At 54.8% G+C, this 12,292-nt stretch carries 10 protein-coding genes; 7 read left to right on the top strand and 3 right to left on the bottom strand.

The genetic code is table 11. The features are described 5' to 3' along the window. The first annotated feature begins 80 nt into the window (after nucleotides 1-80). Nucleotides 81-956 (top strand): DMT family transporter, encoded by an 876-nt coding sequence (locus J7395_RS20020; RefSeq protein WP_209223408.1) that lies wholly within the window; start codon nucleotides 81-83, stop codon nucleotides 954-956. A gap of 15 nt (nucleotides 957-971) precedes the next feature. Here J7395_RS20020 and J7395_RS20025 read toward each other — a convergent pair whose 3' ends face one another. Next, nucleotides 972-1,826: a transporter substrate-binding domain-containing protein gene (locus J7395_RS20025; RefSeq protein ID WP_209223409.1), complete on the bottom strand. Its 855-nt coding sequence runs from the start codon at nucleotides 1,824-1,826 to the stop codon at nucleotides 972-974. A 142-nt stretch (nucleotides 1,827-1,968) separates the two neighbouring features. Between J7395_RS20025 and J7395_RS20030 the strand changes: the two genes are divergently transcribed. The 3 genes from J7395_RS20030 (at nucleotide 1,969) to J7395_RS20040 (ending at nucleotide 4,957) form a co-directional block, all read left to right on the top strand. Then, complete coding sequence (locus J7395_RS20030; protein WP_062958300.1) at nucleotides 1,969-2,502, top strand: gamma carbonic anhydrase family protein; 534 nt, start codon at nucleotides 1,969-1,971, stop codon at nucleotides 2,500-2,502. A 136-nt stretch (nucleotides 2,503-2,638) separates the two neighbouring features. Continuing rightward, the gene (locus tag J7395_RS20035) at nucleotides 2,639-3,538 is read left to right on the top strand and encodes a DMT family transporter (RefSeq protein WP_097050487.1); all 900 of its coding nucleotides are present in this window, start codon (nucleotides 2,639-2,641) and stop codon (nucleotides 3,536-3,538) included. 114 nt (nucleotides 3,539-3,652) lie between these two features. Next, nucleotides 3,653-4,957 carry a cytochrome c peroxidase gene (locus tag J7395_RS20040; RefSeq protein WP_247742318.1) on the top strand — a complete coding sequence of 435 codons (1,305 nt, stop codon included), beginning with the start codon at nucleotides 3,653-3,655 and terminating at the stop codon, nucleotides 4,955-4,957. Between the two features lie 2 nt (nucleotides 4,958-4,959). On the opposite strand, the gene J7395_RS20045 is transcribed toward J7395_RS20040, so the two are convergent. Beyond that, nucleotides 4,960-5,835, bottom strand: coding sequence for an NAD(P)-dependent oxidoreductase (locus J7395_RS20045; protein WP_209223415.1), 876 nt, complete (start codon nucleotides 5,833-5,835; stop codon nucleotides 4,960-4,962). Nucleotides 5,836-5,911: 76 nt separating this feature from the next. After that, the gene (gene phaC, locus J7395_RS20050) at nucleotides 5,912-7,714 is read right to left on the bottom strand and encodes a class I poly(R)-hydroxyalkanoic acid synthase (RefSeq protein ID WP_209223417.1); all 1,803 of its coding nucleotides are present in this window, start codon (nucleotides 7,712-7,714) and stop codon (nucleotides 5,912-5,914) included. Nucleotides 7,715-7,979: 265 nt separating this feature from the next. Here phaC and J7395_RS20055 point away from each other — a divergent pair, with 265 nt between their 5' ends. From J7395_RS20055 to J7395_RS20065, 3 genes are all read left to right on the top strand, one after another. After that, nucleotides 7,980-9,482 (top strand): OmpA family protein, encoded by a 1,503-nt coding sequence (locus J7395_RS20055; RefSeq protein WP_209223419.1) that lies wholly within the window; start codon nucleotides 7,980-7,982, stop codon nucleotides 9,480-9,482. A gap of 137 nt (nucleotides 9,483-9,619) precedes the next feature. Beyond that, entirely contained in the window at nucleotides 9,620-10,861 is a 1,242-nt protein-coding gene (locus tag J7395_RS20060; protein ID WP_062951813.1) for an LL-diaminopimelate aminotransferase, read from the top strand. Between the two features lie 124 nt (nucleotides 10,862-10,985). Next, complete coding sequence (locus J7395_RS20065) at nucleotides 10,986-12,290, top strand: homoserine dehydrogenase (RefSeq protein ID WP_062958262.1); 1,305 nt, start codon at nucleotides 10,986-10,988, stop codon at nucleotides 12,288-12,290. The last annotated feature ends 2 nt before the right edge of the window (nucleotides 12,291-12,292 follow it).

Here is a 12,292-nt window from a genome sequence, read left to right on the forward strand (position 1 = left end):
TTTGAATTGTACTTGATTGTGTCTGGTCGATGTGCGGCTGGCAAGCGATAGATAAACCTTCGAACATGACGGAGGTTTTGATGGCAATTGCAGTGCAACGGACAAGTGGTGGCTGGATCAGCGGGATGATCGGTATCCTGATTTTCAGCGGGTCGTTACCCGCTACCCGGGTTGCAGTGATGGATTTTGATCCGCTGTTTCTGACCGTTGCGCGCGCGGCAATTGCAGGTTTGCTGGCGGCGATATTGTTGCTGGCATCGCGAACCGCCCGGCCACAGGCATCGGACTGGATGTCGTTGCTGGTGGTGGCAGGTGGGGTTGTTGTCGGCTTTCCGTTGCTGACCGCCCTTGCGCTTGAACATATCACCTCGGCCAGATCGATTGTGTTTATCGGGTTGCTGCCATTGGCGACGGCGATTTTCGGGGTGTTGCGCGGTGGTGAGAGGCCAAAGGCCGTGTTCTGGCTTTTTTCGGTTCTTGGCAGTGCACTTGTCGCCGGCTTTGCTGCCATTGAAAGCAATGCCGGGTCGTTGCGCGGCGATCTTTACATGCTGGGGGCGGTGATCGTTTGCGGGCTTGGTTATGCCGAGGGTGCAAAACTGTCCCGACGTCTTGGCGGATGGCAGGTGATTTGCTGGGCGCTGGTGATTTCGCTGGTGCCGATGCTTGCGCTTTGTGTTGCGACCTTGCCGGATAGCTTTGCCGGAATTGGTGTTCCAGCGTGGTTTGGTCTTGGTTATGTTTCGCTGTTTAGCATGCTGATCGGGTTTTTCTTCTGGTATCGCGGATTGGCCCTGGGCGGGATTGCGGCGGTCGGACAGTTGCAATTGCTGCAACCATTCTTTGGTCTGCTGCTGGCAGGGTTGCTTCTGGCCGAGCCGGTTGGTGGCTTGATGATCGTCGTGACAGTCGGCGTGGTTGCCTGTGTTGCCGGGGCCAAGCGATTTGCCCGATAGATTTTAAAAATCCAGCTATTCCGTCGGTTTGGGGCTGTCCGGATATTTCGCATCGTCACTGGCGGGCCAATACCGGGCATGCACCCTGGCAATAAAGCCTTCTTCGCGAAGATCGGTGATGATCTTCGATATCTGGTCTGTCTGGCTCATCAGCGGGGAATTGCGCGATATTGCGATATGAATGTCATTGTGATGATCGGGTCTGAAATCGGCCTTGCGAATGATATCTCCAAGGTTGTTGCGCCGGATTTCAAAATCGACATTGGCGTCGGACCCGACAATGACATCGACACGGCTTGCCTCGAGCATGCGCAGCAGTAGCATTTCGCTGCTGGCTTCGAATTTGTTCAGTGATGTGTCGCTGTCGAATGGCTCGAAATAGCGCGAGTCAACCACGGAGCCGACTGCAAGCGTTTTGAGGTCGTTATATTGTGATATCTGGGTGTTCTTGCCCTGTCGGACATAAAATACCGGGCTGACACGGCTATAGGCGGGCTTGATGTAAAACGCGAATTTTTCGCGTTCGGCTGTGTAGGCAAAGCTTGAAAGAACGTCGATATCACCTTCTTCAAGCATTTTAAGACACCGCCGCCACGGGCAGGGCTGAAGCACGAGAATCTTGCCCATACGGTGCGACAGTTCGGTCAGGATCGCCATATCGATCCCGTGTGGTCCCGACGCGTCATCAATCACAAACGGTTCCCATACCGAAAAAGCGGCACGCAATTGTCCCTGACGAAGAGGTTCTGACTGCGCGCGGGCATCCCTGGAGATTGCGACACCACATACAATAATGATCGCAGCCAGCAGAATGAAGCCGACAAGCTGTCTGGGGCGTTTTGGGAGGTCAAATTTCCGATGTGCTGGCATGATCATGATTTGGATGAGAACGGGGTTTCCATATCCACATGTTAGAATTTAAACTGTCAAATCAAGATGCCGCTATTGTCCCGGTAAGGGGCAGGTGTAGAGCCAGTCAAAACTGATCCCACAATTGAAAGGTCGTCAGACCATGATCCTGACCTATCGCGGGGTGCGCCCCACCATTGATGAAACGGCCTTTATCGCGCCGAATGCAACAATCATCGGCGATGTTGAAATCGGGGCGGAAACCGGGATCTGGTTTGGCTGTGTCATCCGTGGTGACGTCCATGAAATCCGCATCGGATCGCGCACCAATATTCAGGACCTGACCATGGTGCATGTCGCCAAGGGCAAGTTCGGCACCTATATCGGGGACGATGTGACCATCGGCCATTCTGCTGTCATCCATGCCTGCACGCTCGAAGACAGAAGTTTCGTCGGCATGAGTGCCACTGTCATGGATGGTTGCGTGATCGAGCAGGGGGCGATGCTTGGAGCAGGGGCGCTTCTGGCACCGGGGAAACGTATTCCGGCGGGGGAACTTTGGGCCGGTGTTCCGGCGCGCAAGGTGCGTGACCTGACACAGGAAGAAATAGAATTTTTCAAAGTTTCCGCGGATCGTTATGCCGATCTTGGGCAGGAATATCGTGTGACAATTCCAGATGACCTGAAATCTGAATGATAACTGCGATTGTCGAACGCCAAGGAACTTCTTGCCTGTGTCAGGACCCTGCGTTAGCAAGCAATTCAGATATCCATAAAAACATATAACCTGCCGCGCGCCACCACGCCCGGCGACCAGAAAACGGAACCGGGAAATGACGCGTTGGCAGGCGAATGCCGTAATCGTTTTTGTTGCCCTTATTTGGGGTACGACTTTTGTCGTCCAGCAAACCAGCATGGACAATATCGGCCCGCAATATTTTACCGGTGTACGGTTCCTTTTGGGGACGTTTGTGGTGTTGCCGTTTGCCCTTCGTGAAGTGCGCAGAATGAAGCGCGAAGGACGCACGCTTTCGAGGGCTAACAAGCTTGGCCTGATCTTTACCGGCGTTTCGATGTATCTGGCCAGCATCCTTCAGCAGATCGGCATCATGGATACCACCGTCACCAATGCGGCCTTTCTGACGGCATTTTATGTGCCGCTGGTGCCGGTTCTGGCTTTTATGGTATTTCGGGCAAAGCCCCACTGGTCGGTTTGGCCGGGGGGCGTGATGTGTGTTTTCGGCACGTATCTGCTGAGTGGCGGTAACCTGTCGGCGCTTGGGGCCGGTGATTTCTGGGTCATGGGAAGTGCGCTTTTCTGGGCCGTTCAGGTGGTGATGATTGGTGTAATGGTGACGCGCACCAACGCCCCGGCACTGGTTGCGACGGTGCAATTCTTCATTACCGGTATTTTCGGCATGGCGATGGGCGGCATGCTTGAGACTTTCAGCTTTGCCGATATCCACAATGCCGGGTTTGAAATCCTTTATGCCGGGATCATGTCGGCCGGGATCGCCTTTACCCTGCAGGCGGTGGCCCAGAATTATACCGAGGCCGCAGATGCCGCGATCATCATGAGTGCGGAGGCGGTATTTGCCGCAATCGCAGGGGCATTCTTCCTTGGTGAACGACTGGCGCCCGCCGAATATGCCGGTTGCGGGGTGATCCTTGCGGCGATCATCGGAGTACAATTGTTGCCGATGATGGGGCGCCGCCCCAAGGTTGCTATCTGAGCTGAATTATCCGGCCGGGACCATTGACCTTTATCAAGGCAGGGTGCAATTAGGATGTTGTAAGTGATTATTGGTCGCGATAATGCGGCCAATATTGAATGCCGGATATCGAATATGCCTGTCTTGCCGTCTGTTTCCAGCTTTCCTGTTCGCAGGTTTCTTGGCCTTGGTTGTGTCTTCGCAACCACGATGTTGATGGCTGGTATCAGCAATGGCGGGATGAACAGTGCACAGGCAGCCGATGGCATCCCGACACAGATGCAAAAACCGCCTGCTGTCTTGCTGAACGAACTGGCAAGCAATACCTCCCCGTTTGCCGATAAGGCAGCGTTGGGGGAGGCGCTTTATTTCGATACCAATCTTTCGAAAAACAGGACGCAGGCCTGTGCAAGTTGTCATGAACCGACAACCGCATTCCGCGATCCGCGTGGCGAAATAGCCAAGGGCGCCTTTTCGCTTGGCGATGATGGCAGCTCGCTTGGCGATCGCAATGCACCAATGGCGGCTTATGCCAAGTTCGCACCCGATTTCCATTTCAAGGAGGACGGAACGCCGGTTGGCGGGCAGTTCTGGGATGGACGCGCAAAGGATCTGGCAGAGCAGGCAGGCGGGCCACCGTTAAATCCGGTTGAAATGGGCATGCCCGACAAGGCAACCGTTGTCGCGCGTCTTCAGGAAGATGATGATTATGTTGAAAGCTTCAAGGCGCTGTTTGGTGACGGTGTCTGGAATGATACGGATCGTGCTTATGCGGCGATGACGGACGCGATTGCCGCGTTCGAGCGTACTGATCAGTTTTCGCCATTTGATTCAAAATATGACCGGTTCCTGCGCGGGGAATACAAAATGACGCCGCAGGAGGAATTGGGGCGTGTGCTTTTCTTCTCGCAGCAATTCACTAATTGCAATGTGTGCCATCAGCTAAAAACGTCACCGACGGCAGAGGGCGAGACATTCACCAATTACGAATATCACAATATCGGTGTGCCGCGGAACGTGGCGGTACGCAACGAGAATAACAAGGACCCCGATTTTACCGATAACGGGCTTCTGGATAATCCGGCGATTGATGATGTTGCGCATAAGGGCAAATACAAAACGCCCGGGCTTCGCAATGTCGCGGTGACCGGGCCGTATATGCATAACGGCGTGTTTGCCGATCTGCGGACCGTGATCAAATTCTACAACAAATATAACAGCCGCGCGAAATCGGCCCAACTTAACCCGGAAACCAAACAGCCCTGGGGTGATGCCGAGGTCCCCGAAACCATTTCCCTTAAAGAGCTGGAGCAGGGAGATGCGCTTGATACCAAGCGCATTGATGCGCTGGTCGCGTTTCTTAAAACGCTGACCGATGCGCGATACGAGCCGCTTCTGGCCGAGCAGGAAGAAGCCGCTGCCAAGGCCAAGAAGAAATAGGCCTACCTGCCGCGAATTGTTTCCAGCACCGCACTTTGCGCAAGGTCGCCAAATCCAGCTTCGATTGCGCGATCAAACATCTCGGTCGCAGATCGGCCGACTGGCAGGTCAAGGCCAAGTTCATCGGCAAGCCACATGGCATAACCGGCATCCTTGGCGCGTAACGCAGTTGTAAAATGAATGCCTTCGTTATGGTTGCCGCTGATCATGCCTGGGATTGTCATGACACCGGCCCGGCTGGCGATGGCACCATTGGCAAATGCATCGGCAACCAGATTACCATCCAGCCCTGCCTTTTGTGCGACCGCGACCAGTTCGGCGGCGGCAGCAATATGGACCGCGCCCAAAAGGTTGTTCATCAGCTTATAGACCGTACCCGATCCGACAGGGCCGAAATGCACGATACGGTTCGCAACGGCTTCCATGATCGGGCGAGCCTGTTCAAGGGCGACTTTCTCCGCACCGATCAAAAACATTGTTTGGCCTGCCGCGACCTGTGCCGGAACAGCAGTAACCGGCGCATCGATATAAAGGCGGCCCGCAGTCATGACCTTGTTTGAGAGTTCCAGGACGAAGCCGTGTGAAAGGGTGGAACATTCGATGGCAAGGGCGCCCGGTGTCATTGCGCAAAGCGCACCATTTTCGCCGAGCCAGACGGCTTCGGCAGCGATATCGTCGGCCATGAAGGAAATGACGGCGTCAACATCATTTGCAGCTTCGGCTGGCGTGTTACAGGCAGTCGCACCCTTGGCAACGAGTGGCTTGATCTTTTCCGGGCTGCGGTTCCAGACCTTGACCGGATAACCCTGTTCCAGCAGGCGGGAAATCATTGCTGATGCCATGCGTCCTGCGCCAAGGAAGCCGATTTTCTGAGGCATGATATCTATTGTCCTTAGGGCCAAAGAAACGGCCCGCCATCTCGGGCGGGCCGGAAATTCCAGTTATGACGGATAATCAGGAAAGCTGCACTTTGACATATTCACCCGGTGCCGGGCCAAGCACCTTAAGCTTGCCATCGCCCGGTTTGCGGGCTTCGACCTGACCACCCGAACGGCGGCTGATCCAGTTCTGCCAGTCGATCCACCATGATCCTTCATGCTGGGTGGCTTTGGCGATCCAGTCGTCGGGATTGGCGGGATTGCGGTTGTATGTCCAGTAGCAATATTTCTTGGCGGCGGGTGGATTAACCACACCGGCAATATGACCCGACGCCGAAAGGACGAATTTCACCTGACCCGACATCAGTTGCGTTCCGGCATAGGTTGCCTGCCACGGGGCGATGTGATCTTCACGGGTGGACAGGAAATAGACCGGAATTTTGATATCGCGCAGGTCGATCTTTTCACCCAAAATCGTAATGCCACCGGGTTCGCGCAGCAGGTTCTTGTTATACATATTGCGCAGATAGAAACTGTGCATGGCTTTGGGCATCCGGGTCGAATCGGAATTCCAGTACAGCAGGTCGAACGGGAAGGGGTCCTTGCCCAGCATGTAGTTGTTCACCACGAACGACCAGATCAGATCATTGGCGCGCAGCATGTTAAACGACATCGCCATATCTCGACCGTCAAGATAGCCTTCTTTTGACATCCGGTTTTCAAGGCTTTCGATCTGTTCGTCATCGACAAAGACCGAAAGTTCGCCCGGTTTTTCAAAGTCGGTCAGGGTGGTAAAGAAGGTTGCCGATTTGATCCGTTCGTCACCAACCTTGGCCATATAGGCCAGCATCGCCGATAGAAGCGTGCCGCCAAGGCAATAACCGATTGCATTGACTTCGTTTTCGCCGGTGGCCTTTTCGATCATGTCAAGTGCTGCCAGCACGCCATCGCGCCCGTAATCTTCAAAGCTTTCTTCGGCCAGTTTGCTGTCGGGATTGACCCAGGACAGGACAAACACCGTGTGCCCCTGATCAACAGCCCACTTGATGAAGGAATTTTCGGGACGCAGATCAAGAATGTAATATTTGTTGATCCATGGCGGCACGATCATCAGCGGGCGCTTCGCGACCTTGTCTGTTGCCGGTTTGTATTGCAGCAATTCCATCAACGGCGTTCGGCCGATCACGGATCCTTCGGTGGTTGCGACATTCTCGCCGATCTTGAAAGCATCCAGATCGGTCATTTTGATCTGAAGCTTGCCCTTGCCGCGTTCGAGATCGTCCAGAAGGTTGCTAAGCCCCTTAAGAAGGTTTTCGCCGCCACTTTCGATAGTGGCGCGTAGAACTTCCGGATTGGTCATCATGAAGTTGGTCGGCGAAATCGCATCGGCAAACTGCCGTGTATAAAACTCGACCTTCTGGGCTGTTTTTTCATCCAGCCCGTCAACATTATGGACGACATTCTGCATCCATTGAGATGACAGCAGATAGGATTGCTTGATGAAATCAAACAATTCGTTGTTTTCCCAAGCCTCGTCGCGGAAACGGCGATCACCCTTTTGCGGGGATGCGACGGGTTCCGATTCCTGCCCCAGCATGCGCATCGTCGTATTGTGCCAGAGCATATAATATTGCTGCCACAGATCCATTTGTGCTTCGACCAGTTTGGTCGGATTTTGCATCATATGGGTGGTCAGTTCGACAAAGGCCGAGCCGATATTGAGCGGATCAGGATCGGAAATTTCCGGATCTTCTGCCTGTTTGGCAAGGAAGTCAGACACAAGTCTTTGACTTCTCTCGGCTATTTCTGCCATAGCAGATGACAGTTCCTCGGGATCAGGAAGATGAATTTCGGTTTCTTTGGCCTGTTGATCGTTCATGGCGCATTCCCTTATGATACGGCCGCCTGAGCATAGGAACATAAAGCAGGAAATTCGATCTTTGCGATATCGCAATCATTTTCCCGTTTTATGATCCAATGCCCTCAAACAGCGTGTCGGGTTGAAACTCTGCTTGATCCCAAGCTTATCATGGTCTTAGCCTAGCCCGCTGATGAGGGGTAATACAAGAATTATAAGGTGACGGATTTGTCGCAATCTTCAACGGCAACGTCACACAAAACATAGTTTGGAGCAGCGAAATCAAATGGGCGTTCTGAAATCGACGACATGGCGGTGGTCGGAGCACGGGTCCGCGAAAATCAAATTGCGGCCATTGCTGCATGCCGGATCAGCGCTTGCTGTTGTGCTGATGCTGGGCGCCTGTTCTTCGGTCCCTGATGCGATCAACCCGGTCGAGTGGGGCAAATCGATTGGTGATGCCTTTGACGGCGAAGATGAAACTGCTGCCAAATCGGATCAGCCGATTCCGGGTGAAGACGAAGATTACCCGCGTCTGGCTGATACACCCGCCAAGCCGGTTGTTACCGGCGATGCGGAACGTGATGCGCTTGTTGCCGGGCTTGCTGCGGACCGGGCGAATGCGCAATATACCCAGTCGGGCCGCCGTCAAAGCACCCCGCCGGTCAACGCGCTTCAGCCTGAACCGGCGCCAAGTGCCGCAAATGTCGATCAGCCGGAAATCACCCCGGCACCAACGACGGCGGTTAGCAGCAGTGCAATGGCAGAACCAAAAGCACAGGCTGCCGAAGCGCAGTCAACCGCAACCGAAATGCAGAAATCGGCTGAAACCACAGCCAAGGCTGCTGAAACCAAAACCGCGGCAGCAGCAGGTGCCGCCGGGGCGGCGACGGGGAGTGCTGTAACATCGGCGCAATCGGGTTCGAAAATCGCGGATGAATGGAATGCCAAGGCGCCGACTTCGGGACCGGTACCGACGCCGGCCCCCGTACCTGAAAAGCCGGAAGTGCTGGAAGAAAAGGCACCTGCTGCTCCCTCATCGCCCGAAATGACCGATGAAGATCGTGCTGCGATTGCCAAAGCAGAAGCTGCACTTGTTGCTGCGGAGGCCGGTAATGCCGCGTCTTCGACCAGTTCTGCCCCGGCCTCTTCCGGCGATCCGGTGATGGATCAGTACCACAAGCGCCTCGCCGAGGGTGAAGGTGTCTTTGCGAATGAACCGACCCCGGGTTCGGGGCCAGCAGCACAGGCGCAGGCATTCGATTATTCGGTTTATTCCGATAACGGGTCGGTGATTGTCGATGAAAGCCAGCTTGGCGGGGGCGGCAATCCTTATCTGTCCGATTCTGCCATGCCTTATGCTGAAACCGCGAATGAGGTTCTGGCCGCACGTCTTGGCGTTCGTTCCGTCGATACGCTGGGGCCAAGCGTCAACGGAGTCCAGGTTGCGCAAATCCAGTTCGGACACGGTTCGTCTAACCTGTCGGGCTCGGATAACAATGTCCTGAGCCAGGTTGCCCAGGCATGGCGTCAGACGGGCGGGATCCTTCGGATTATCGGTCATGCATCAATGCGTACCGCGAATATGAGCCTTGAAGAACACATGGCGATCAACCGTCAGGTTTCGGAACGGCGCGCATCGGCGGTGGTATCGGAACTGGTGTCTCTCGGTGTTAACCCTGACGCGATCTTTGTCGGGGCCGATGGATCGGCGGATCCGCGCTATTATGAAGGCGTTCCTGCCGGTGAGGCCGGAAACCGTCGTGTTGAAATCTTTATGGATTATTGATCCTAAAAAAGGTACATCCTTCGAATTGTACGGCGCGCCACCCGCATTTTGTCGTGTGGCGCGCAATTTTTTTCAATTCGACGATCCGGTTTTCGCAGAAAATTCGAAAATCGGCAAAGTGACGAGGATGTAGGATAATGTCCCAGGAATTCCATCGCATAAAACGCCTCCCGCCATACGTATTTGCTGAAGTAAATGCGATGAAAGCGGCGGCGCGGCGAGCGGGAGAGGACATTATTGACTTCGGCATGGGCAATCCGGACCCGGCCACCCCACAGCATATTGTCGACAAGCTGGTTGAAACCGTCCAGAACCCGCGCACGCATGGTTATTCGATGTCACGCGGTATCCCCGGACTGCGCAAGGCACTTGCGGCCTATTACGGCCGTCGTTTCGGGGTGGATATCGATCCGGAAACCGAAACCGTTGTGACGTTGGGCTCCAAGGAAGGCCTTGCCAACCTTGCCGCTGCCATCACCAGCCCGGGTGACATCATTCTGGTGCCCAACCCGTCCTATCCGATCCATGCGTTCGGTTTCATCATTGCCGGTGCGGCATTGCGTCACATCCCGATTGGCCATGACGAGCAGGGCGAATTCAACGCCGAAAGCTTTATGGAGCAACTACACCGCGCGGTGAAACATTCGGTCCCGAAACCGAGTGCCGTTGTTCTGAACTTCCCGGCCAACCCGACATCGCTGGTGGTTGATCTTGATTTCTATAAGGAAGTCGTCGATTTCTGCCGGGCGCAGGAAATCTATATCCTGTCGGACATCGCCTATTCGGAAATCTATTTTGATGGCAATCCGCCGCCCTCGATCCTTCAGGTCGAAGGCGCAAAGGAGATTGCCGTTGAATTCTATTCGCTATCGAAAACCTATTCGATGGCGGGCTGGCGTATCGGGTTTGCGACCGGTAACAAGAAGCTTATCAATGCGCTGACCCGTATCAAATCATATCTTGATTACGGTGCATTTACCCCGATCCAGGTGGCGGCGACCGCGGCGCTTAACGGCCCGCAGGATTGTGTCGAGGAATTCCGCAATCTGTATCGTGACCGTCGCGATATCTTTATCGAGGGGATGCAAAGTGCCGGATGGAATATTCCGGTCCCGGCGGCAACCATGTTTGCATGGGCGCCGATTCCCAAGGCGTTCGAGGAACTCGGGTCGCTTGATTTCTCCAAGCTTCTTTTGCAGGAAGCAGGTGTCGCCGTGGCCCCCGGTCTTGGCTTTGGCGAGTATGGCGATCGCCATGTTCGTATCGCCCTTGTTGAAAACAAGCACCGCATCCGGCAGGCCAATCGCAACATCAAGGCATTCTTCCAGAAATATCCCGATGCAGAATCTGCACGTGAACTGTTGAAGAAATCTGTCTGATATTCGATAAAGCATTCTATGTTTCGCCCGGGACATGTCCCGGGCGAAGTTTTGTGTGCGCACCGGATGTTGTAAAAGACTCCGTCACCTATGCGCAAATCCAACCACGGCATGAGGAGTTATCGTGCAAAACGTCGTAAAGATCGGTGTGGCAGGCCTTGGTACGGTCGGTGCCGGAACCGTTAAACTGCTGAGCGAACACAGGGACAATCTGGCGGACCGTTCCGGTTCCCCGATGATTGTCACAGCAGTATCGGCGCGCGATCGAACTCGGGACCGTGGATTTTCGACAGAAGGCATTACCTGGTACGAAGACGCCCGTGATCTTGCAACCGACAAGAATGTCGATGTGGTTGTTGAAACCATCGGCGGTTCGAACGGCATTGCCTATGACGTCTGCAAAGCCGCCCTTGAAAACGGCAAGCATGTCGTCACCGCGAACAAGGCGCTGATTGCCCTGCATGGCGTCGAACTGGCGCGCATTGCCGATGCAAACAATGTCACCATCGCCTATGAAGCGGCCGTTGCTGGCGGTATCCCGGTGATCAAGGCGCTTCGCGAAGGGTTGGCAGGTAATGCCATATCCCGCGTAACAGGCATCCTGAACGGAACATGTAACTATATCCTGACCACCATGCGCGAACAGGGGCGTGATTTTGCCGATGTTCTGGCCGAAGCCCAGAAGCTTGGCTATGCCGAAGCCGATCCGACATTCGATGTTGATGGTATCGATGCCGCACACAAACTTGCGATTCTGACCAGCCTTGCCTTCGGGGTCGAAGTCGATTTTGACGCGATTGCGGTTGAAGGTATTCGCAGCGTTTCAGCACTTGATATCCAACTGGCCGAGGAACTTGGATATCGCATCAAGTTGCTGGCGATTGCCAAGCAGACTCCGGAAGGCATAGAACAGCGCGTATCGCCGGTTCTTGTCGATCGCAGCACCCAGATATCAAAAGTCGAAGGCGTGTTTAACGCTGTCGTGCTTGAAGGTGATTATGTTGGCCCGGTCGTCCTGCAGGGACGCGGGGCGGGGGAACGCCCGACGGCATCGGCCGTGGTTGCCGACCTTGTTGATATTGCAGCCGGGCGCAATGCACCGGTGTTTGGTGTTCCGGCAGATCGCCTGAAAAAGAATGTGCGGGCCTCGCTCGAAAAGCATGTCGGGCCTTATTACCTGCGCCTGATGGTCTGGGATCGCCCCGGTGTCATGGCCGAGGTCACCGCGACCCTCGCCAAGCATGGTGTGTCGATGGCGTCCATGATCCAGCACGGGCGGGCCGAGACCGAGGGTGGTGTTGTTCCGGTGGTCTTCGTGACCCACGAAACCAGCGAAGCGGCGATGTCCGGGGCGCTTTCCGACATTTCGGCATTCGAAAGCAATTCGCAGCCGCCGGTCCTGATGCGGATCGAAGGATTTACTTCGTAACA

The sequence above is a fragment of the Thalassospira sp. A3_1 genome, from assembly GCF_017744215.1.
GTDB lineage: Bacteria > Pseudomonadota > Alphaproteobacteria > Rhodospirillales > Thalassospiraceae > Thalassospira > Thalassospira lucentensis_A.